21 protein-coding genes, 21 tRNA genes and 1 rRNA gene are annotated in these 20,696 nt (G+C 43.2%); 9 read left to right on the top strand and 34 right to left on the bottom strand.

Translation table 11 applies throughout. The features are described 5' to 3' along the window. The first annotated feature begins 3 nt into the window (after nucleotides 1–3). A complete protein-coding gene (locus ACQKKK_RS19450; protein ID WP_427618312.1) occupies nucleotides 4–312 on the top strand; it encodes a hypothetical protein in 309 nt (102 codons plus the stop codon). 126 nt (nucleotides 313–438) lie between these two features. Here ACQKKK_RS19450 and ytkD read toward each other — a convergent pair whose 3' ends face one another. Both ytkD and ACQKKK_RS19440 read right to left on the bottom strand, forming a co-directional pair. Beyond that, a complete protein-coding gene (gene ytkD / locus ACQKKK_RS19445) occupies nucleotides 439–900 on the bottom strand; it encodes an RNA deprotection pyrophosphohydrolase (RefSeq protein ID WP_427618310.1) in 462 nt (153 codons plus the stop codon). Nucleotides 901–993: 93 nt separating this feature from the next. Continuing rightward, entirely contained in the window at nucleotides 994–1,344 is a 351-nt protein-coding gene (locus tag ACQKKK_RS19440) for a hydrolase (protein ID WP_427618308.1), read from the bottom strand. A 235-nt stretch (nucleotides 1,345–1,579) separates the two neighbouring features. Here ACQKKK_RS19440 and ACQKKK_RS19435 point away from each other — a divergent pair, with 235 nt between their 5' ends. Continuing rightward, nucleotides 1,580–1,837, top strand: coding sequence for a DUF6154 family protein (locus ACQKKK_RS19435; RefSeq protein ID WP_427618306.1), 258 nt, complete (start codon nucleotides 1,580–1,582; stop codon nucleotides 1,835–1,837). Between the two features lie 106 nt (nucleotides 1,838–1,943). Here ACQKKK_RS19435 and ACQKKK_RS19430 read toward each other — a convergent pair whose 3' ends face one another. Beyond that, on the bottom strand, nucleotides 1,944–2,384 hold the full coding sequence (locus ACQKKK_RS19430; RefSeq protein WP_125161299.1) for a Dps family protein: 441 nt from the start codon (nucleotides 2,382–2,384) through the stop codon (nucleotides 1,944–1,946). Nucleotides 2,385–2,508: 124 nt separating this feature from the next. Between ACQKKK_RS19430 and ytzI the strand changes: the two genes are divergently transcribed. Then, nucleotides 2,509–2,664, top strand: a complete 156-nt coding sequence (ytzI, locus tag ACQKKK_RS19425) for a YtzI protein (protein ID WP_214793202.1) — start codon at nucleotides 2,509–2,511, stop codon at nucleotides 2,662–2,664. Nucleotides 2,665–2,703: 39 nt separating this feature from the next. On the opposite strand, the gene ACQKKK_RS19420 is transcribed toward ytzI, so the two are convergent. Then, a complete protein-coding gene (locus ACQKKK_RS19420; protein WP_427618303.1) occupies nucleotides 2,704–3,177 on the bottom strand; it encodes an S-ribosylhomocysteine lyase in 474 nt (157 codons plus the stop codon). A 190-nt stretch (nucleotides 3,178–3,367) separates the two neighbouring features. Here ACQKKK_RS19420 and yidD point away from each other — a divergent pair, with 190 nt between their 5' ends. Both yidD and ACQKKK_RS19410 read left to right on the top strand, forming a co-directional pair. Continuing rightward, nucleotides 3,368–3,607, top strand: a complete 240-nt coding sequence (gene yidD / locus ACQKKK_RS19415; protein WP_427618302.1) for a membrane protein insertion efficiency factor YidD — start codon at nucleotides 3,368–3,370, stop codon at nucleotides 3,605–3,607. Between the two features lie 122 nt (nucleotides 3,608–3,729). Continuing rightward, a complete protein-coding gene (locus ACQKKK_RS19410) occupies nucleotides 3,730–4,677 on the top strand; it encodes a metal ABC transporter solute-binding protein, Zn/Mn family (protein WP_427618300.1) in 948 nt (315 codons plus the stop codon). Between the two features lie 88 nt (nucleotides 4,678–4,765). Here ACQKKK_RS19410 and ACQKKK_RS19405 read toward each other — a convergent pair whose 3' ends face one another. After that, on the bottom strand, nucleotides 4,766–5,830 hold the full coding sequence (locus ACQKKK_RS19405; protein WP_427618298.1) for a DctP family TRAP transporter solute-binding subunit: 1,065 nt from the start codon (nucleotides 5,828–5,830) through the stop codon (nucleotides 4,766–4,768). 141 nt (nucleotides 5,831–5,971) lie between these two features. Here ACQKKK_RS19405 and ACQKKK_RS19400 point away from each other — a divergent pair, with 141 nt between their 5' ends. Then, nucleotides 5,972–7,582, top strand: a complete 1,611-nt coding sequence (locus ACQKKK_RS19400; RefSeq protein ID WP_427618296.1) for an ATP-binding protein — start codon at nucleotides 5,972–5,974, stop codon at nucleotides 7,580–7,582. After that, nucleotides 7,575–8,270 carry a response regulator gene (locus ACQKKK_RS19395; protein ID WP_427618294.1) on the top strand — a complete coding sequence of 232 codons (696 nt, stop codon included), beginning with the start codon at nucleotides 7,575–7,577 and terminating at the stop codon, nucleotides 8,268–8,270. Before ACQKKK_RS19400 ends, ACQKKK_RS19395 begins: the two co-directional genes overlap by 8 nt. A gap of 50 nt (nucleotides 8,271–8,320) precedes the next feature. On the opposite strand, the gene ACQKKK_RS19390 is transcribed toward ACQKKK_RS19395, so the two are convergent. The 7 genes from ACQKKK_RS19390 to ACQKKK_RS19360 all read right to left on the bottom strand — a co-directional run bounded on the left by ACQKKK_RS19390 (nucleotide 8,321) and on the right by ACQKKK_RS19360 (nucleotide 16,468). Next, nucleotides 8,321–8,467, bottom strand: coding sequence for a hypothetical protein (locus tag ACQKKK_RS19390; RefSeq protein ID WP_427618292.1), 147 nt, complete (start codon nucleotides 8,465–8,467; stop codon nucleotides 8,321–8,323). 542 nt (nucleotides 8,468–9,009) lie between these two features. Continuing rightward, nucleotides 9,010–10,113, bottom strand: coding sequence for an o-succinylbenzoate synthase (menC, locus tag ACQKKK_RS19385; protein WP_427618477.1), 1,104 nt, complete (start codon nucleotides 10,111–10,113; stop codon nucleotides 9,010–9,012). After that, nucleotides 10,110–11,591 carry an o-succinylbenzoate--CoA ligase gene (locus ACQKKK_RS19380; RefSeq protein ID WP_427618290.1) on the bottom strand — a complete coding sequence of 494 codons (1,482 nt, stop codon included), beginning with the start codon at nucleotides 11,589–11,591 and terminating at the stop codon, nucleotides 10,110–10,112. Before ACQKKK_RS19380 ends, menC begins: the two co-directional genes overlap by 4 nt. Before the next feature lie 85 nt (nucleotides 11,592–11,676). Next, nucleotides 11,677–12,495, bottom strand: coding sequence for a 1,4-dihydroxy-2-naphthoyl-CoA synthase (menB, locus tag ACQKKK_RS19375; RefSeq protein ID WP_053347924.1), 819 nt, complete (start codon nucleotides 12,493–12,495; stop codon nucleotides 11,677–11,679). A gap of 1 nt (nucleotide 12,496) precedes the next feature. After that, nucleotides 12,497–13,318, bottom strand: a complete 822-nt coding sequence (gene menH / locus ACQKKK_RS19370; protein WP_427618288.1) for a 2-succinyl-6-hydroxy-2,4-cyclohexadiene-1-carboxylate synthase — start codon at nucleotides 13,316–13,318, stop codon at nucleotides 12,497–12,499. Beyond that, a complete protein-coding gene (menD, locus tag ACQKKK_RS19365) occupies nucleotides 13,315–15,066 on the bottom strand; it encodes a 2-succinyl-5-enolpyruvyl-6-hydroxy-3-cyclohexene-1-carboxylic-acid synthase (protein WP_427618286.1) in 1,752 nt (583 codons plus the stop codon). The genes menH and menD overlap by 4 nt, the downstream gene beginning before the upstream one ends. Continuing rightward, the gene (locus ACQKKK_RS19360) at nucleotides 15,059–16,468 is read right to left on the bottom strand and encodes an isochorismate synthase (protein ID WP_427618284.1); all 1,410 of its coding nucleotides are present in this window, start codon (nucleotides 16,466–16,468) and stop codon (nucleotides 15,059–15,061) included. Before ACQKKK_RS19360 ends, menD begins: the two co-directional genes overlap by 8 nt. A 298-nt stretch (nucleotides 16,469–16,766) precedes the next feature. Here ACQKKK_RS19360 and ACQKKK_RS19355 point away from each other — a divergent pair, with 298 nt between their 5' ends. Together ACQKKK_RS19355 and ACQKKK_RS19350 are read left to right on the top strand one after the other, a co-directional pair. Further along, entirely contained in the window at nucleotides 16,767–17,687 is a 921-nt protein-coding gene (locus ACQKKK_RS19355) for a 1,4-dihydroxy-2-naphthoate polyprenyltransferase (RefSeq protein WP_427618282.1), read from the top strand. A 146-nt stretch (nucleotides 17,688–17,833) separates the two neighbouring features. Continuing rightward, on the top strand, nucleotides 17,834–18,583 hold the full coding sequence (locus ACQKKK_RS19350) for a TraR/DksA C4-type zinc finger protein (RefSeq protein WP_427618280.1): 750 nt from the start codon (nucleotides 17,834–17,836) through the stop codon (nucleotides 18,581–18,583). A gap of 41 nt (nucleotides 18,584–18,624) precedes the next feature. Here the strand turns inward: ACQKKK_RS19350 and ACQKKK_RS19345 are convergent. The 22 genes from ACQKKK_RS19345 to rrf form a co-directional block, all read right to left on the bottom strand. Further along, nucleotides 18,625–18,696 (bottom strand) — tRNA-Glu (locus ACQKKK_RS19345). Nucleotides 18,697–18,699: 3 nt separating this feature from the next. Beyond that, nucleotides 18,700–18,790: transfer RNA gene (locus tag ACQKKK_RS19340), tRNA-Ser, on the bottom strand. A 1-nt stretch (nucleotide 18,791) separates the two neighbouring features. After that, nucleotides 18,792–18,866: transfer RNA gene (locus tag ACQKKK_RS19335), tRNA-Asn, on the bottom strand. 12 nt (nucleotides 18,867–18,878) lie between these two features. Next, nucleotides 18,879–18,955: transfer RNA gene (locus ACQKKK_RS19330), tRNA-Ile, on the bottom strand. A 5-nt stretch (nucleotides 18,956–18,960) separates the two neighbouring features. Next, nucleotides 18,961–19,034 (bottom strand) — tRNA-Gly (locus tag ACQKKK_RS19325). Nucleotides 19,035–19,038: 4 nt separating this feature from the next. After that, nucleotides 19,039–19,114, bottom strand: a tRNA-His gene (locus ACQKKK_RS19320). Nucleotides 19,115–19,130: 16 nt separating this feature from the next. Further along, nucleotides 19,131–19,206 (bottom strand) — tRNA-Phe (locus tag ACQKKK_RS19315). A 22-nt stretch (nucleotides 19,207–19,228) separates the two neighbouring features. Beyond that, nucleotides 19,229–19,304, bottom strand: a tRNA-Asp gene (locus ACQKKK_RS19310). A gap of 6 nt (nucleotides 19,305–19,310) precedes the next feature. After that, nucleotides 19,311–19,384: transfer RNA gene (locus tag ACQKKK_RS19305), tRNA-Met, on the bottom strand. Nucleotides 19,385–19,485: 101 nt separating this feature from the next. After that, a tRNA-Ser gene (locus ACQKKK_RS19300) sits at nucleotides 19,486–19,578 on the bottom strand. Between the two features lie 21 nt (nucleotides 19,579–19,599). Beyond that, nucleotides 19,600–19,676 (bottom strand) — tRNA-Ile (locus tag ACQKKK_RS19295). Between the two features lie 10 nt (nucleotides 19,677–19,686). Further along, nucleotides 19,687–19,763: transfer RNA gene (locus ACQKKK_RS19290), tRNA-Met, on the bottom strand. Between the two features lie 28 nt (nucleotides 19,764–19,791). After that, nucleotides 19,792–19,867 (bottom strand) — tRNA-Ala (locus tag ACQKKK_RS19285). A 17-nt stretch (nucleotides 19,868–19,884) separates the two neighbouring features. Continuing rightward, a tRNA-Pro gene (locus ACQKKK_RS19280) sits at nucleotides 19,885–19,961 on the bottom strand. Between the two features lie 9 nt (nucleotides 19,962–19,970). Beyond that, a tRNA-Arg gene (locus ACQKKK_RS19275) sits at nucleotides 19,971–20,047 on the bottom strand. Nucleotides 20,048–20,056: 9 nt separating this feature from the next. Next, nucleotides 20,057–20,145 (bottom strand) — tRNA-Leu (locus ACQKKK_RS19270). A 12-nt stretch (nucleotides 20,146–20,157) separates the two neighbouring features. Next, nucleotides 20,158–20,232, bottom strand: a tRNA-Gly gene (locus tag ACQKKK_RS19265). 8 nt (nucleotides 20,233–20,240) lie between these two features. After that, nucleotides 20,241–20,322: transfer RNA gene (locus tag ACQKKK_RS19260), tRNA-Leu, on the bottom strand. A gap of 8 nt (nucleotides 20,323–20,330) precedes the next feature. Then, nucleotides 20,331–20,406 (bottom strand) — tRNA-Lys (locus ACQKKK_RS19255). Between the two features lie 22 nt (nucleotides 20,407–20,428). Beyond that, a tRNA-Thr gene (locus ACQKKK_RS19250) sits at nucleotides 20,429–20,504 on the bottom strand. A 10-nt stretch (nucleotides 20,505–20,514) separates the two neighbouring features. Further along, a tRNA-Val gene (locus ACQKKK_RS19245) sits at nucleotides 20,515–20,590 on the bottom strand. Nucleotides 20,591–20,601: 11 nt separating this feature from the next. Next, nucleotides 20,602–20,696: ribosomal RNA gene (gene rrf, locus ACQKKK_RS19240) — 5S ribosomal RNA — on the bottom strand; the annotation flags it as partial.

Here is a 20,696-nt window from a genome sequence, read left to right as displayed (position 1 = left end):
CTCGTGAGTTTGGGCGTAACTCGCGAATTTGGGTGTTTTACTCGTGAGTTTGAGTGTTTTACTCGTGAATTTGGACGTTTTACTCGTAATTTTGGGTGTTTTACTCGCGAATTTGGGCCTTACTCGCGAATTTGGGCCTTACTCGCGAATTTGGGTGTTTTACTCGTGAGTTTGGGTGTTTTACTCGTGAGTTTGGGTGATTTACTCGTGAGTTTGGTGCTTTTACTCGTAAATTTGGGCGTAACTCGTGAGTTTGGGTGTTTTACTCGTAAATTTGGGCCTTACTCGCGAATTTGGGTGTTTTACTCGTGAGTTTGGGCGTTTTACTCGTGAGTTTGGGCGATTTACTCGTGAGTTTGAGTGTTTTACTCGTGAATTTGAGCGATTTACTCGTGAGTTTAGGCGATTTACTCGTGAGTTTGTCCCATTTACTCTTTTTTACAGAGAATTACTACTATCCAGCCTTGATATGCTCAACGGCACAATCTCATCTTTCATGATGAAACTAAACTCTTCACCCAGTACAGCCGGCAATGCTTCCAAAAAGATTGGGCCGTCCGTTTCCAGGTAATCTTCTTTCTTTTTCACCTCACGCAAATTAGCATAGAATATCGATTTAACGATTGGCTTCACTGGATCATGTACTTTATATTGTCCCAAAAATTGAAGTTGCCCCACCAAGCCCCCTGTTTCTTCATACACTTCCCGTATGGCTGTTTCTTCAATCGACTCCCCTGCTTCCCGCTTACCTCCCGGGAACTCCAACCCCCGCTCTCTGTGTTTGGTCAATACCCACCTTCCCTTATACCTGCTGAGTACAAAAACATGCCAAGACTCTCCAAAAACAGGATCCTCGGAGAATTCCACCGTATATCCGTTCGTATCAAAAAAACGTTTCATTTTTCCCCTTCTCTCCATATAAGAAATAATGCTTTATTTCTTTCATTATATGGGTAAAAAAAAACACTATCCAGCAAAAAAACGATGGCCCCCTCAGTATTCGAGGCCATCGTCTGTTGGTTTTGCTTGTAAAATCCCCATACTTTCTATATGCCGTCTTCCTTCTTCTGTACCTAGTGCATGAATCATCTCATAAATTTTTTGGAGAGTGATATCCTGTTTATCATTTTCCCGGTCAAAATGATATTGAAGGTATGGGACATGTGCCCTGTAAAAGTTTTCTTCCCCTATTGAATAATTATAATCAAATAACTCACGTAACTGGATGATTTCATTATCGGTCGCCTCGATCTCAAAATTCCATGGAGAACTTTCTCTATCCTGTGTTATTTGCCCATTCGGAAGCCAAATGTAATACTTTTTCCTGCTTTCAGACACATTCATCCACCCTTTCCATAAATCCTACGCTTATTTTTTCACGTAATTCCCTACTTCATACAATGGAAAATTTTATTTACAGAAGTACAAAGATGTTAAATAATAGATTAAAGTATCTTTCAAAGGGTAAAACATATAATAAGCCCAAGCATCCCTTCAGATTTTTATATGCACCCAGAGTTTTTTTTGATAACCTACATATAAAGAGATAACGATTTCTAATAAATGTGAGGTGAAAGTTTTGAAGTTAATTGAAGAATTATACAATATGTACCGTAATAAGATGACTGGTGATGAAGAAGATATTGATATGCTTACTTTTGCGGTCCTGGAGCAATTGGACCGTAAGGAGATTTTCGAATTGCTTCAAGAGATGGATGATCAAGAACTAACCAATCTAATGGGCCTTTACATTATTGAAACGTTAAAAGGGAAGTTCGCTCAAAATAGCCTGAACGACACGAAACCTACACATTTTCCGCCACGGAATATTCATTAATACATACCTGTCTGGTGTCCCTCTTTTGATGGATGCCTTTTTTATTGTTTTAATTCTTCCCTCCATAAAAAAAAAAGCCCTACCGAAGTAGAGCTTTCCCTAAACCTTAATGTCCTAAATACGCACGCAGCATCCAAGCATGTTTGTTTAAGCTTTTCTTCATGCCTGTCAGCATATCAGCCGTAACCGGATCTTCTTCTTCGGCCACTTCGATAATTTCTAAGAACTCTCCGGAAAGCTTCTCAAAATCACTGATGACGCTTTGAACCATATCTTCGGTATTTTCGTTACCTGTCGCTTCTTCAATCGTAGTCAATTCCAAGTACTCTTTAAGGGTAGCGACCGGTTTTTCCCCAATGGCTAATAGTCTTTCAGCCAATTCGTCATAATTGGCTGTCACTTCTTTATATAGTTCTTCCAATTTTTGATGAAGTTCAAAGAAGTGCGGTCCATTCACGAACCAGTGGTAATTATGAATTTTCGTATAAAGAACACTGAAGTTTGCAATTTCCTTATTCACTAATATTCCTAATTTTTTCTGAGCCATAAATATCTACCTCCGTAAGTTGGTTATACCTTTATAATTCCCTCTATTCTAAAATTGAAACATTATCCGATCCGGTTCTTATGCTAAAATGAATCTAAAATGTGAACGTTAGGAGCTGTAGAGTATGATTACGGTTTTAGTTATCTCCATTATTGTGATTCTGATTGTATTGGCATTATCCGTCCTGACAATCGGAAAAGGTTACAGCTATAAGCATACAGTGGATCCCATTGACCCTTTGCCAGAGGATGAGGGGAAAAAGGAAGAACCCCAAAAATGAAAAAAGGTTCCTGTCACAAACTGACAGGAACCTTTTTTATTAACCGAAAACTTTATGAAGGTCTTCTTTATCTTGAGCAAGCCAGAAATTCATTAATTTCTTGGCTCCTTCAAGATCATGCAATTTTGCTTGGCCGCATTGTTTTTCATTTGCAGCTGGAATTTCTGTAATTTGAACAGCATCCTTGAATGTATCTTCAAGTACATCGATTATTTCCGTTACTGTCGGTTCGCCGCTGACAACAAGGTAATATCCTGTTTGACATCCCATTGGTGAAATATCGATAATATCAAAATGATCGTAGCGCTCAGAATGCTTACGGATATTGAAAGCAAGCAAATGTTCCAATGTATGGATCGTGTCCGGCTTCATCGCTTGTTTATTAGGCTGGCAAAAACGGATATCAAATTTATTAACAACACCATCTGTTCCTACCTTATGGACACCGCAATGTCTGACATATGGGGCTTTAACAGCGTTATGATCTAATTCAAAGCTTTCAACTGAAGGCATTTAATTCACTCCTTAATTGTATGTATCTCTATTCTACCTTGAATAACAATATATTACATCCATTAAAATTAATTCTTATTAAATATATCGGATTACCCATATACTTATTCCTTTTTTACCCTTATTGGAAATTTAAAAAATATGCTATAATTAAGGGTAATGAATTTACTCGAAAAGAGATGAAAGCATTGTGTTAAAAAAAATATTAATGGGAATCATCCGTTTTTACCAAGTTGCCATTTCTCCATTAAAACCGCCTACCTGCCGTTTCTACCCAACTTGTTCCCATTATGGTTTGGAAGCGATCAACCGTTTTGGCCCTATAAAAGGAAGCTGGTTAGCCATAGTCCGGATTCTTAAATGTCATCCATTTCATCCAGGAGGCATTGACCTTGTTCCAGAAAAAAAGAAAAAAAGTGAAGACAATTAGAAAAAAAACTTGCTTTCTTTTATAATCTTTTGTATTATACAGAAGTCAAATCGTAATCATTTCGTTTTTTATAAATAAAATCCAAATCGTAATCAATACGAATTATAAAGGGGCATTTCCATATGAAAAATCGAGCATTGCTGTCACTTTTCCTTGTTACTGCGCTATTTTTGTCAGCCTGCGGCAACTCAAAGGGAGATTCCACTAAAGAAGCCAAAGATACCTTAGATATTTATACGACGGTATACCCATTACAATACTTCACGGAAGCCATTGGCGGGGAGTATGTGAACGTCAAAACAGTTTATCCACCCGGAACGGATGAACACTCTTTTGAACCCTCTCAAAAAGATATTGTAAAAATGGCGGAGTCAGACCTGTTTTTCTACATTGGCTATAATCTTGAAGGCTTCGTGACGAAGGCTCAACCAATTTTAAGCAAAGAAGGCGTCAGAACAGTCGCAGTAGGTGAAACGGTTCATCTTGATGAAGGTGGGCATGCACACGAAGACGAACATGCACATGAAAAGGACGGTCATGACCATGGGGGCGTTAATCCCCATTTGTGGTTAGATCCCATCTATTCCATTGACATGGCTAAAACCATCAAAGACGAATTAATCAAGAAAATGCCTGAACATGAAGAATACTTCAACAGCCAATTCAACGAGCTTTCCGAAAAACTGAAGGCACTTGATAAAAAATTCGCGACGACAATCGAGTCGGGCCGTACCAATAAGATCATCGTTTCCCATTCCGCATATGGTTATTGGGAGGAACGCTACGGACTTGAACAGATTGGCGTTACAGGACTTACGTCTTCAAACGAACCCTCTCAAAAGGAACTTGCGAAAATCGTAACCATGGCCGATAAAGAAGACTTGAACTATGTCATCTTTGAGCAGAATATCAGTTCTAAACTAACCGAAATCATCCAAAAGGAAATGGGAGCGAAATCGCTTAAGCTCCATAACCTTTCCGTGTTGACGGATAAAGATATCCAAGCAGGCGAAGATTACTTCAGTTTAATGGAAAATAATATAAAGACACTGCAAACTGCGTTGCAATAGTCAAAAAAGGCGGGTCCTGATGGGTTCGCTTTTTTTGTCCCCCAATAAAAAAATGGACTCAAAAGTCGAAGCTCTTGAGCCGTTTTCATTATTCTTTTAAATGCTTCTCGCGGATTTTTTCCATTTTCGTCATCAATTCCGTTCCAATCGTGGATTCGAATTCCGGATAGATGACCGTCATTTCATCCATCCACTCTTTCTTTTCATCATCTGACAATGTATAGATGTCGATATTCGATTTTTGCTTGATTTCCAGAAGCTGTTTCTGATTCAATTCATTTGATTTGTGCCATAACCATTCCGTCGTATCATCCATCGCACGTTTGATTTGCAGCTGAATATCCAACGGGAGATTGTCCCAAAACGGCTTGTTTATCATGACGACATACCCTAAATACCCGTGATCACTGATCGTTAAATATTTTTGCACCTCATATAATTTCTTGGAATAGATATTCGAGATCGTATTTTCCTGGCTGTCCGTTTTATTGATTTCAAGGCTTTTAAACGTTTCATTAAACTCCAGCTCCGATGTTGTCGCCCCAAAATGCTTGAATTGGCTTGCCAGGACTGCACTTGGCATGATTCTAAAACTCTTTCCCGCAAAATCCCTCGGATGCCGTATCGGTTTATTGCTTGTAATCTGTTTATAGTTATTCGACCAAAATGCGAGTCCCTCGATATCCATGGAATTCAGCTGCTTAAGCAGCTCTTCCCCCACTTCTCCATTCAAAGCTTCCTTTAGCGCAGTGTCCGTTGGAAAGACGTAAGGGAGGTCCAAAAGCATCCATTTTTTTGATATGTTCGTAATTTTAGATGTAGTTGGAGCAATCATCTGCACCTTGTTTTCTTGTAACGCATTAATTTCTTCATGATCACTATATAATGACTGATTAGGGTAAACTTCAATTTTGACACGATGATCTGTATATTCATCTACAAGTTTGGCAAATCGGTTCGCAGCTAGCCCCTTAGGCGTATTTTCGGCAACGACATGACTGAACTTAATTACGATTTGATCCTTCATCCCCACCTGCTCCTCATCCTTCGGCAAATTGAAACCGAAGCTTGTAAAGAACGATTGAAACGATATATAAACTGCTATCAGCAGACCCATGCCAATTAAAACAAAATACCCCCATAATGCACGCATATCGACAACTCCTTACCGCTCACTTCACATTATTACTATTCTATCACAGCCTTTTTTCTGTCGTAATACAATGCGTGAAAAATAGCGAAAATAGATAGAAATTCTGTTACTATTAAGTATAGAAGTAATGGAGGAACAACAATGGATAAATCCTTTCATATGCCCGTTCAATTTAAAATCACCCTGCTATCATTCGTAATCGTCGCTTTTTCGATACTTATAGGCGGGATTTTTATATTTGGAAATATCGTTTCAGTCAGGGAAGATGAAATCGGCAAACGTTCCATGATCACTGCACACACCATTGCCGAACTCCCTGAAGTACAGAGATTGGTCCGTGAACCTGAAGGATGGACGCAACTCAATCCGATGATTGAAAACTTAAGGAAAATCCATCAAGCGGATTATATTGTTGTGCTCAACAATCAGCATATACGCTATTCCCACCCGGTGTTCAGACAATTGGGGACCCCATCTAGCAGCAATGACGAAAGCCCTGCGTTCGCTGAACATGAATACCTTTCAAAGGCGGCAGGCGAACTCGGCATTTCCGTTCGCGCCTTTGTCCCGATCCTTGATGAGGATAACGAGCAAATCGGCGTCGTACTGGTTGGGAACATCCTGCCGACGATACCGGAGTTAATAAAGGATTTGAAAAGCGAAATCGCGATTATCCTTATCCTTACACTCCTATTCGGGGTATGCGGCTCATGGCTCTTGGCCAGACGGATAAAAAAAGAGACCTTCCAACTTGAACCGCATGAAATATCACGGATGTTGGTTGAAAGGACCGCTGCCTTCAATGCCATGCATGAAGGGGTCATCGCCATCGATAATAATCAGACAATCACGATTTTCAATGAGAAGGCTAAGCAAATGCTCAATATCAACGGTGCCGTCATTGGCAAGAATATCAATGATATTATAAATGATACCCGTCTGCCAGAAGTACTCGACCGGACATCCCCCATTTTCAATCAGGAAATATCCGTTCAAAACAGGAATATTGTAAGCAACCGGGTACCAATAAAGGTTTCCGATAAAACGATAGGCGCCGTGGCCATTTTCCAGGACCGCACCGATGTGACGAAGCTAGCTGAAGAATTGACTAGTGTCAAAGCATTCGTTGAAGCCCTGCGCGTTCAAAACCATGAACATATGAACAAACTTCATACGATAGCAGGATTGATCCAGCTAGGTAACTTGGATGAAGCACTGCATTATATTTTTCAAATCACGGAAGAGCAAGAGGAACTGACCAGGTTTTTAACGAAGCACATTCACGATGATAATTTAGTGGGGCTTATATTAAGTAAAATCTCCTTGGGAAGGGAACTCGGAATCGAACTCATCATGGACAAGCACACGAAATTGGACCGCTTCCCAGCTGATATGGATCATCACGATTTTGTTTTGATAATCGGAAACCTGATCGAAAATTCATTCGCTGCGCTAAAGCATTGTGCAGAAGAAACAAAACAGGTTTACCTATCCATTTACCAAGATGAACGGCATTGTCAAATCGTGCTTGAGGATAATGGACCTGGTATTCCCGAGGACATTCATAAAGATATATTCGAATATGGTTTTACAACAAAAGGTGCGGAAGGATCAGGAATTGGTCTTTATTTAATAGACCAAATTGTTAAAAAGGCGAACGGCGAAATGAAATTCACGACACGCCCTAACGAAGGGACAAGCTTTTTTCTTTCTTTTCCCATGCACGATATAGAGGAGCACCAAAATGACTAACGAATTTCGTGTACTTTTAATTGAAGACGACCCAATGGTCCAGGAGGTTAACAAACAGTTCATCGAGCGCCTGCCCGCCTTTAAAGTCGTTGATACAGCTTCAAATGGGCTTGAAGGTCTGGTGAAAATCAGGAAGATTAAACCCGATCTTGTCATTTTGGATATCTTCATGCCCTCTTTAAACGGGGTCGATACACTTTATCAAATCAGAAAAGAGCAAATTGATGTGGATGTCATCATCATTTCGGCGGCCAATGACCAGAAAACGATCCGAAAAATGATGCAGAACGGGGCTTTTGACTATTTAATCAAACCATTTAAATTCGAAAGGCTAAAACATACACTTGAACAATATTTTGCTTTTCGGATGGAGGTTGAACCTGACCATCAAATCTCTCAAAATCAGCTCGACCGAATTCTCTTTCAAAATAAAACACCTTCTGAAGCGAGTCCGAAATATGATGTACCTAAAGGATTGAATGGCGCAACTCTTGAGCAAGTGACGAAATTCATAAAAACCCAGCCTGGATCTTTATCGGCAGAAGAAGTGGCTGATGGAATAGGAATCGCCAGAGTTACAGCAAGGCGCTATCTTGAATACTTGCACGGCGAAGAAGTCCTTCAGCTTGACGTCCAGTATGGCAGCATCGGCCGTCCAGTTAATAAGTACCGGCTTAGAAAAACTTAAATCGCATGGGGACCGGTCAGAATGAAACGGTTCCCTGTTAACTTTTTCATTTACGCTCCCGTTCTTCGATCATATATGCCCCACTTTCTCTTCAAAAGAAACAGCTCACACTCCGCCAACGCCGTCACTTCTTTAATGACATAGTCCGGCATGCCTCTTCTTAATAGAATTTCCGCAATAAGGTACGGTCTTTTCATATACTCTCCCCTCCCTATCCCTTGGTTGCCATCCTTTTATTTCATTATACAAAATAATCCAATAAAGAAAAAATAGACAAAGCCCCATTTTCCAAAAAAACATATGACTAATCGGGCCATTTAAATGATTTTCCTTCTCTAAAATTCCGTTTTATAAAAGGAATACTGGAGATGAAAAATATTTGCAGACTAAAAAGTTCCAGTCGATTTCAATAAGTAATCCGCTCCCTTTCCGCCGACTGTCTGCCAAGTCTCATCAAAGCAAGAATCTAGCGGGGACTCGGCTAGCCAGTTATTCGGCAGTAATCTATCAAACCTACTTTTGTCTGCAAACTGATATTTGTTAGTATCTTATTAAAATCATTTTCTAAAAGGGTGGGATTTCCGTCCAAAATGTATTAAATGGTTTTTTTACATATACCGGGGTATCAAAGGCAAGCAGCAAATAATATATTACAGCGAGCTAGGGGATTATTTTAAACCGGGGGTGAATCTGCAATATGGATTCAAAAGAGGCGGGCCATGCACCTCCTTTGATTTTTTCACCTATAAAGTTTACTATATGTAGTCAAATCCTTTAGCCGCTTTTCATTGATGGCAAAACCGATTCCCGCTTTATCAGGAACCTGGATCATGCCATTTTTGACAATGACTTCCGGATCGATTATATCCCCTTCCCAATATCGGGATGAGGATGATATATCCCCGGGAATCGTGAATCCTTTTAATGTGGCAAGAGCGATATTATGTGCACGCGATATGCCAAATTCAATCATCCCCCCGCACCAAACGGGCACATCATTTCCCAAGCATAGATCATGGATTTTGACAGCTTCTGTCCAGCCGCCGACTTTTGCCATCTTAATGCTGATCACCCCACAGCTCTCGAGTGACAGCGCACTTTTGGCATCATGAAATGAGTTTATGCTTTCATCAAGGCAAATGGGTGTCTGCAGCTGTTTCTGCAAAATGGAATGTTCAACAATATCGTCATGTCCCAGCGGCTGCTCAATCATCATCAGCTTAAACACATCAAGCTTCTGCAGATGCGGGATGTCATCGAGTGTGTACGCTGAATTGGCATCTGCCATTAGCGGGATATCTGGATGGGCCCGACGGATTTCCGATAAAAACTCCAGATCGTTATGAGGATTGATTTTTATTTTATATCGCTGATAACCAGATTTTGAAAAATCCTCAATCTGGTGCATCGCATCTTCAATATCATTGGATGCAACGACAACACCAGCGGCCACTTCACTTCGTTCACCGCCAAAAAGCTGTCCGAGATAGACGCCATTCTGCTTCGCATATAGATCAAGTATTGCCTGCTCCAAAGCTGACTTCGCCATCGCATTCCGTCTGATTCCGCTCCACAAGCCCGGCAGCTCATCGGGATGTCCAAACTGACTGGCCAATGTCAGCGGTATTAAGAAATCATCCAACATATGAAAGCAGGTTTTGATCGTTTCCTCGGTATACCAAGGACTTGAAAAAGGAACGGCTTCTCCGTATCCAATCAATCCATCTTCATCCATGGCTTCGACAATTATCACTTCCCGGTCGGATACCGTTTCGAGATGCGTCTTAAATGGCCGCTTCAAAGGGGCCTTAACGAGCTTTAGTGAAATGGAGGATAACTTCATTGCCATTCCCCCATTCTCTTCTTCAGTTCCCTTCTCAGTAGCTTGCTCGCGCCATTACGGGGAAGCTCCTGACAAAAAATCACGTTCCGGGGAATTTTATAGGCCGCCAAATATTCCCTGCAATACTCCAGCAATTCACTCTCATTAGCCTCAGCGCCTTGTTGCAAGACCACAAAAGCAAGTGGAACCTGTCCCCATTTTTCATCGTCGATCCCCGTCACACCCGCTTCGAAAATTTCAGGGTGCTTACAAAGGACATTTTCAACCTCTGCCGGATAGACATTCTCACCGCCGGATATGATTAAATCCGAGCGTCGGTCTAGCACATACAAAAAACCTTCCTCATCAAGATAACCAAGGTCCCCTGTATATAGCCATCCATCGGTAATAGCCTGCCGTGTAGCGTCCATTCGATTAAAATAGCCTTTTGTCACATTCGGACCTGAAACCACGATTTCCCCCACTGCACCCGGTTCACAAATATTGCCGTCTTTCTCTATCCGTAACTGCGAAGGGAACAAAGGTTTTCCCGCTGATCCGATTTTTTCCATGCTATACTCCGGTGCAAGTGTCACAATCTGTGAAGACGTTTCTGTCATCCCATATGTCTGATAGACTGGAATCCCTTTTTCCTTACATACTTCAAGTAAGTGAACGGGCGCTGGGCCGCCGCCTAACAGCATACAGCGGAAAGCTTCCGGATAGCTTGTTCCCTTCAAATCCTGCAACATCCTATTCACCATCGCCGTCACGACCGAAATGATCGTCACGCCATTTTCCTGGATGCTCAAGTTTGCTTCCCGTTCATCGAACCGTTCTGCCAAAACGACCTTCATGCCATAAATCACATTTTTCATCAGGATGGATAAGCCGCTAATATGAAAGATCGGAACTGCACAATACCAAGAATCCTCCTCATGCAATCCAAGGTTCAGCACCGACCCGACAGCACTCCACCAATGGTTGCCGAAGGTTTGGATCACACCTTTTGGATTTCCTGTCGTGCCTGAGGTATACATGATCGTAGCCGTATCCTCAAGATAAAACTCTTGAAGAATCTCTGCAGCTCCTTCATCCGGCAATTCTTCCATTAAAAGAAGGTGTAAATCCGGGAGAATACAACCAATTTCCGAGAGTTTTTCGGAAAAGGAACCTTCTGAAACCAGATAAGAAGTCTCACTATCCTCAATCTGCCAGGCCAACTCTTTTGCCGTTAACTTATTATTCAGCATCACAATCTTCACACCGAGATAAAATAGTGCGTGGATAACGACAACACCATCAATATGGTTACGGAGTAAAACCGCGCATGAATCGCCAGCCTTCAGACCAGTGTTTGCCAGCTTGCCAGCCATCTTCTCCGATAATGTATGAAGTTCAAGAAAGCTATAAGTATGGCCTTCAAACTCAATTGCCGGGCGATCTGGTGAAAGATGCGCCCGATTTTTCAGCCAGTTCGGCAACTTTTCTTCTGCCATGATTGCTTATCCTCCTCCATTTGATATAGAAAACAGCCCGGCGATAATCCGCCAAGCTGTCAGTCTCATCATTTCACGCGTTTCATCAAGGGAAACGAGGGAATTGTCCAAAGTCCGGATTGCGTTTTTCTTTGAATGCATCGCGGCCTTCTTTTGCTTCTTCAGTTGTATAGTATAAAAGTGTAGCGTCACCAGCCAATTGTTGAAGACCTGCAAGGCCATCAGTATCAGCGTTCATTGCCGCTTTCAAGAAACGAAGTGCAGTTGGGCTCTTCTCAAGCATTTCTTCACACCATTTAACGGTTTCCGCTTCTAATTGGTCTAATGGTACGACCGTGTTTACCAATCCCATATCCAATGCTTCCTGGGCATTGTATTGACGGCATAGGTACCAGATTTCACGTGCCTTTTTATGGCCCACGATACGTGCCAGGTAGCCAGAGCCATAACCGGCATCAAAGCTTCCCACATTCGGTCCAGTTTGTCCGAATACTGCATTGTCAGCAGCAATCGTCAAGTCACATACCACATTCAGAACATTACCGCCACCAATTGCATATCCTGCAACCATCGCTACGACCGGTTTTGGAATGACGCGAATCAAACGCTGTAAATCAAGAACGTTTAGACGTGGAATGTTATCTTCACCAACATATCCGCCATTTCCGCGTACTTTCTGGTCTCCGCCTGAACAGAATGCTTTACCGCCTACTCCAGTTAAAATTATGACACCTATGCTGGAATCATCACGCGCCCTTGCGAATGCATCAATCATTTCAGCAGTCGTTTTTGGCGTGAATGCATTATGTACATGCGGTCGGTTGATGGACACTTTCGCAATCCCGTTATATTTTTCATATAAAATTTCGTCATACTCACGTATTGTTTCCCATTGTATCGTCATTTTAATTCCTCCTCCGATTTCGCTTTAAAAACTCACTTATTATTTTACCAAACTTTTCTCCATCTTCCACATGAATCGCATGTCCGGCATCATTTATTATTTTCCATTCAGCCCGCTTCAGCTTTTTTTTCATCGAGTCCGCAATTTCACAAAACTTAGGATCGAGTTCACCGGTTACAAGAAGCACAGGGAAATCAAGGGTTTTCAGGTCTTCCCAGTAAGAAGGCTGACTGCCGGTCCCCATACCAAGGAGGCTATTGGAAAGGCCGGCAGGGACATTTTCCATCCTCTGCTCCCGAATGGCCGACCTGGTTTTGGCCGACAACCGTTTTTGACTTTCAAACAGCGGGATGTTTTCCCATTGATCCACAAAAGCTTCCATGCCATTTTCAAGAATCCTTTCGGCAAGCTTCCTATCATTTTGCCTTCGGATTTCCCGCTCTTCTTCTGTTAAAAGGCCTGGTGAAGCGCTTTCCAATATCAATTTATCAACATACTCAGGATACAAACAGGCAAATCCCAATCCAAGCCTTCCGCCCATCGAGTATCCAAGGACATGTGCTTTCGGGAAATGTAACTCATCCAAAATGAACTTGATATCTTCAGCCACCTGCTCCATCCCATACCTTCGATGATTGGCCGGTGACGCAGACATGCCATGACCGATGATATCGACCATGATCATTGTATACCTCTCACGCAATAGCGGAATGAGAAAATTCCACGTATCTCGATTTCCCGTAAATCCATGCAAAAGTACAAGAGGTTCTCCATTTCCCGCTATTTCAACAGCATAAGTGACATCTCTGCAGACAATTTTCATGGCATTTCCCTGTCTAACACCATTTTTATTTCCTGGGAAACAAAACTCCACAAATTTCGATGTTTTTGTAAATTGGACTCCCTTTCGGTCGGTACTTCAATGATTTTCAGACCTTGAATTCCAAATGACTCTGTAAATACCTTCTTTAACTCATCCCAATTTTGCACCTTGTTGTATTTACCGCCGTACAGCTTTGCAGTATGGGAAAAATCAAGCCCATGAGGGGTGCCGAATAGCATTTCGAAATGTTCTTTCTCATTCGCCTGTGGCAAGAAGGAGAAAATGCCGCCCCCATCATTATTAATCAGCAATATGGTGATATTTTGTTTTTGAAGTTTTGCTGCAAGCAAGCCATTCATATCATGGAAAAAGCTTAAATCTCCGATTGCCAGTACCGTATTTTTGGATACCGTACTTACTCCAAGCGCAGTGGAAACGACCCCATCGATGCCATTCGCCCCACGATTTGCAAAGGTTTTGATTCCTTTTCCATTATTCAAAAAGAATGTATCCAAATCTCGTATGGGCATACTATTCCCGACAAATAAGGTGGATTCCAATGGCAACATATCAGCAAGCAGGGAGAACAGCTTGCCTTCACTTAATTCCTCTTCATCCCTGATGGAAGCTAAGGCATTCTTCGTTGCTACGTTGACAGTTTGCCATAAGCCAAGCCATTTATCATCTGAGGCATCAGTAACTTTTTCACAAACACGCTGACAAAAATCTTTCTCTTCGCTGTAAATCATGTTCGATGCCAATCCCGCTGGTTCGCGCCAACCCGCTCCGCCATCGACGACCAAAGTGATAGCTTGTTTTTGTTTTTTCATGAATAACAATAAGGGTTTAGAAACAGGCATTGTCCCGAAACGTAAAATCACGTCCGGTCTGAAAGCCGCTTTTGCCGCTTCATCGCGTAGAAACGTATCATACGCATCAATAATGATGTCTTTGTCGTGGCTCCCGCTCCTTAACTGGGAAAGAGGGTCAGCCAATACCGGAAAAGCAAGTTTATCCGCTAATGCGGCGATTGCTTCCTTCATCCCTGAATGCGGTAATTCGCCACATACAATCATACCTTGCTTAGCTTGTGACAAAGTAGTTGCAACAGCATCTATTTGTGATGCGGACAGTGACCGTTCTCCACTATCAATCAATACTGCAGGCGTCATTTTATTTTGCCTATATCCCTTTGCTTGCTCCAGATTCGGAATCAATGGTTCTCGAAGCGGGAAATTCAAATGTACTGGCCCTGCAGGTTCAGTTGCCGCTGTAGCTACTGCCCTTGCACCGATCGTCCTTGCATATCGCATCATCTCATCTGTACTTTCCGGAAGTGCCATTTCGACAAACCATTTTACTTGTCTCCCGTACAGATGAATTTGATCGATCGCCTGTGGGGCACCGACATCACGCAATTCATGCGGGCGATCAGCGGTCAGTACAATAAGCGGTACCCTTGAATAGTAAGCCTCGATGACGGCTGGGTAAAAGTTTGCAGCCGCTGTACCGGATGTACAAAGAAGTCCGACAGGTCCTTTTAAGGCCTTAGCCAAACCCAGGGCAAAAAAAGCAGCCGAACGCTCATCCACATTAATATGAATTTCGATATCAGGATGTTCCACTAACAACAAAGCTAGGGGTGTGGATCGCGAACCAGGGCTCACCACCACATGCTTCATCCCATTTTGTGCCAGCTCATCGACAAATGAAGCGGCATACGCTGTCAATGCATCTCGGTCATTCATTAAGATTTCCTCCTAAAGCACTTAGCATCGGATTGAATTTAATCCCCGTTTCCCGGAACTCACTTTCGGGAGTCGATTCTTCAACTACGCCGCATCCCGCAAAGAGCGATGCCTCATTGTTCTGTATTAGGGCAGAACGTATCCCTACGGCGAATTCCCCATTTCCATACGTATCCACCCAGCCTAATGGCCCCGCATAAAAGCCGCGCTCAAGACCTTCCATTTCCCGAATCCGGACAACGGCCTTTTCTTTTGGAAGTCCGCCCATGGCGGGTGTAGGATGGAGATTTTCAACGAATTCAAAAATCGTGACACCTTCCTTGGATATACCGCGGACCGGTGTATACAAATGCTGGATATGACGGTTTTTCATAAGTTTCGGTTCGCCTGGGACCATTACCTTTTTGCACACAGAATCAAAGGCATTTGATATCATCGACACGACATATTGGTGCTCTTGTAAATTCTTTTGGTCATGAAGCAATTCTTCACCAAGACAAACATCTTCTTGCTCATCTTTCCCTCGCCCCATCGATCCAGCAAGACAGGTAGAGAAAACTTCATTTCCCTGTTTCTTAATTAAACGTTCAGGAGTGGCACCGACAAAACAGTCACCACCAGCTTCCAAACTGAAAATATAGCTTAATGGCTGCTCAGCAATCAATTGCTCAAGCACTTTCCCTGAATCGATGGAACGCTCGAAAACAAGTCGAAGCTCCCTTGCCAAAACGATCTTGTCGAGATCTGTCGTCTTGATTTCCTGAACAGCCTCTGCGACCGTTCGCTTCCATTCCTCAGGTTCGACTTCCCTCTGCATAACCAAGGCATTGGGAACCAATCCAGTGCCATCCAGACTTTCGAAAAGGAAAGCTTCCCGTTCATTTATCATATCTATGAAGAGTTTTTCTGAATCATCAGGCGAACAAAGTAAGTTTGTCGTTAAGTAAGCTTGTTTCCCCACTTTTGATAGCATGAAGGCAGGTATATAAAACAGGTTGTCCCCAAATTGATTCCAAAGGAGCGTACTGTTAGTTTCATAATCAAAGGAAAAGCCCCCAAACAGTAAAGGACCGGTCGCTTCTACATCGGTCAACCCCGTTTTGACAGCAGTATTCTGCAGATTGATCCAGCTCTTTTCGACTTCTCTATAACGTTCGGCATTAGATGCCGCTTCGAGTTTCTTAACATTGCCTAAACCGGTGATGGTTATTTCCTTTGCAGGGTCCTCCCAGAAAAAGCGTTCACCCGCGTACCGTTCTCTTCCAGCTTGATAAAATGAAAGGGGGTTGTTGCAATTAACTTTCTTAATATGACTGAATAGAACTTGATCATTCAAGTCCTTCGCCTTTTGTATAGCTGAAGCCAGTCCCTGAAACTGTTCAGTTTCTTCTGAGATAGCCAAAAAAATCCCCCCAAATGTACATTTTAAAAGCTTTTTAACCTATTTAAAGATACACCTCTCTTCAACCTCATGTCAATAAAACGCCCCTTTACCAAACGATTCATGCCTGCTTTTTTCCTTATTATATGAATCTTAGCGAATGAAGAGAAATATCCTTGATTTTGGAAGAGAATCTCCATGAAAGCCAATTGACACACTTCCCCATTTTTCCTACACTTATTAGGATAACCTTTTGTGCAACATTTCAATATTTGTTATAATTTCGAAAGAACCAATAATGATTTTGAGGAGAGAAATAATGCAAACAGAATACGACGGACTTCCCCTTAAACGGACCTGGAAAATTTGGTGGGAGTTAATTCGTCCACATACACTAACCGCAGCTTTTGTCCCAGTCTTACTTGGAACTGTGATTGCACTCTTGGAAGATGGAGTGAATTGGCTACTATTCGCTGCCATGATGGTTGCAAGTATCCTGATTCAAGCTGCAACTAATTTATTCAATGAATACTATGATTTCAAGAGAGGCTTGGATACGGAGGAATCCGTAGGCATCGGCGGCGGGATCGTGCGTCATGGGATGACCCCTAAACTCATCATGACCTTGGCACTTGGCATGTATGCCATCGCCCTGATACTTGGAATCTATATCTGTGCCGCATCATCTTGGTGGCTTGCAGCAGTAGGACTGGTTTGCATGCTTGTTGGCTATCTTTATACAGGAGGTCCACTGCCCATTTCATATACACCATTCGGGGAACTATTTTCTGGTTTGTTCATGGGCTTTTTGATAATCCTGATCGCCTTTTTCATCCAAACCGGTGATGTATCTTCAACAGCCATCTTAATTGCCATCCCTAGTGGAGTATTGGTCGGTTTGATCAACTTATCCAATAACCTCCGTGATCACGATGGAGATAAAGCACATGGCCGCAAAACCATGCCTGTAGTGATGGGCAGGAAAAACGCCCTGACATTCATGGCAATCATGTTTGCCTTTTCTTATCTATGGCTGGTTGGATTAGTCATTACTGGGAATGTAACAGCGTGGATTCTCCTTGCCTTCTTTAGCATCCCGAAAGCCATGGCCGCAATCAAAGGCTTCGTCGGTAAAACGCAGCCGATCACGATGGTACCGGCAATGAAAGCAACGGCCCAAACGAACACCTTCTTTGGCTTACTTATGGCCATTGGATTATTCATCAGCTATCTTATATAATTTTCAAGGACTGAGCTCATCCGCTCAGTCCTTTTTTTATCTTCCGTTCCATTTTGTTTTCCTATACTCCGATTCGGGTAATAGATAATACAACCATCATAACGAATATAATATGAGATATGGACTTTAGAAGGAGTGAAATGGATATGGCAACGAAACAGCAAATGCATAAATTCAAAAAAGAACTGCTTCAAGAAAAAGCTGAACTTGGAAATAGGATTAAAAATGATGAACGATCCGTTCTTGATAAAAGTCAGACGGAATCCGTAGGTGAATTATCTTCTTATGATAATCATCCCGCTGATCTTGGAACCGAATTATTCGAGATGGAACGGAACCAAGCACTTGATGAGCATGGACAATATGAAATGGATAAAATAGAAGAAGCATTGAATGCCATAGAAGAAGGTTCGTATGGCCATTGTAAAACCTGCCATACAGAAATCCCTATCGATAGACTTAAAGCGATTCCAAGCACTCTCTACTGTGTTGAGCATGCCCCGGAACGGCCTACTGCACAAGACCGACCGGTGGAAGAAGATATACTGATCCCATCCAAGGGTGATGATTTTGAAAATCGTCATGGAAATGAAATAGTTGATAAAGAAGATAGCTTTGGTGAAGTCGCCAAATTTGGTACATCCGAAACACCATCTGATTACACAGGTGATCATGACAATTATAATGATCTTTATAAAATCGAAGGTGAAACGAATGGATTTCCTGAAGACTATGAAGGATTTGCCGCAAATGATATCAAAGGGGAAAATAGGGTGAATATGCCGAACAAAAAACAAAAGGAATATGAAAATACACTAGATGAAGGGAATATCGATTCCAAGCTTGGTGACATTCCCTATAATCAAAAGGATAATTATATCAATGAAAAAAAATAAAAAAAAGAAGCATACATGTATGTATGCTTCCCTTTTTGTTATGACCCGTACGGGATTCGAACCCGTGTTACCGCCGTGAAAGGGCGGTGTCTTAACCGCTTGACCAACGGGCCAAATGGCGGAGAAGGAGGGATTTGAACCCTCGCGCCGCTCGCGCGACCTACACCCTTAGCAGGGGCGCCTCTTCAGCCTCTTGAGTACTTCCCCATGGCTCCGCAGGTAGGACTCGAACCTACGACCGTTCGGTTAACAGCCGAATGCTCTACCACTGAGCTACTGCGGAACAATATAAATATGGTGGGCCTAAATGGACTCGAACCATCGACCTCACGCTTATCAGGCGTGCGCTCTAACCAGCTGAGCTATAGGCCCATATTTGGAGCGGGTGAAGGGAATCGAACCCTCATCATCAGCTTGGAAGGCTGAGGTTTTACCACTAAACTACACCCGCGAAATGGGGCGACTGATGGGAATCGAACCCACGAATGCCTGAACCACAATCAGGTGCGTTAACCACTTCGCCACAACCGCCGTAATTATTAAAATATGGTGGCTCAGGACGGAATCGAACCGCCGACACAAGGATTTTCAGTCCTTTGCTCTACCGACTGAGCTACTGAGCCACAAATGTACTAAATTTAAAAATGGCGGTCCCGACGGGAATCGAACCCGCGATCTCCTGCGTGACAGGCAGGCATGTTAACCGCTACACCACGGGACCTAATAATTGCGGGGACAGGATTTGAACCTGCGACCTTCGGGTTATGAGCCCGACGAGCTACCGGACTGCTCCACCCCGCGACGGTAATAATGAAACGATTTGCATCAAGTTTTCGTGTATATCGTTTCTTCGCTTCCTTATGTAAGGTTGTTTCAAAACAACTTGCTGCGTTTGAAAAAAATGGAGGAGGTAGAGGGATTCGAACCCCCGCGGGATTTGACTCCCCTGTCGGTTTTCAAGACCGATCCCTTCAGCCGAACTTGGGTATACCTCCACGGCTTTAAAAAAATGCATATGGTGGACCTTGTAGGACTCGAACCTACGACCGGACGGTTATGAGCCGTCTGCTCTAACCAGCTGAGCTAAAGGTCCTTATATTTATTGGTAGCGGCGGAGGGGATCGAACCCCCGACCTCACGGGTATGAACCGTACGCTCTAGCCAGCTGAGCTACACCGCCAATATAATATAAGTATCTGATTGAAAAATGGTGGAGCCTAGCGGGATCGAACCGCTGACCTCCTGCGTGCAAGGCAGGCGCTCTCCCAGCTGAGCTAAGGCCCCATTCATTAAAAATCACGTGGTCGGGAAGACAGGATTCGAACCTGCGACCCCTTGGTCCCAAACCAAGTGCTCTACCAAGCTGAGCTACTTCCCGCAAAAAACATGGTGCGCCCGGCGGGAGTCGAACCTACAACCTTCTGATTCGTAGTCAGATGCTCTATCCAATTGAGCTACGGGCGCATATTAAGATGGTGCCGAGGACCGGAATCGAACCGGTACGGTAGTCACCTACCGCAGGATTTTAAGTCCTGTGCGTCTGCCAGTTCCGCCACCCCGGCACATACGAAAAGTGGAGCGGAAGACGGGATTCGAACCCGCGACCCCAACCTTGGCAAGGTTGTATTCTACCACTGAACTACTTCCGCATGAAAGATGCGGGTGAAGGGACTTGAACCCCCACGCCTTGCGGCGCCAGATCCTAAGTCTGGTGCGTCTGCCAATTCCGCCACACCCGCATATGAAATGGTGAGCCATGAAGGATTCGAACCTTCGACCCTCTGATTAAAAGTCAGATGCTCTACCAACTGAGCTAATGGCTCGTGCTTGTACTATCAAAAAACGTGGTGCCGGCAAGAGGACTTGAACCCCCAACCTACTGATTACAAGTCAGTTGCTCTACCAGTTGAGCTACACCGGCAGGTGTAAAATGGTGGAGGATGACGGGATCGAACCGCCGACCCTCTGCTTGTAAGGCAGATGCTCTCCCAGCTGAGCTAATCCTCCATATATAACCTGCTTGGCGACGTCCTACTCTCACAGGGGGAAACCCCCAACTACCATCGGCGCTGAAGAGCTTAACTGCCGTGTTCGGAATGGGAACGGGTGTGAC

This window comes from Peribacillus sp. NPDC006672, from assembly GCF_050274955.1.
Lineage (GTDB): Bacteria > Bacillota > Bacilli > Bacillales > DSM-1321 > Peribacillus.
This window is presented reverse-complemented; position numbering and strand designations above follow the sequence as displayed.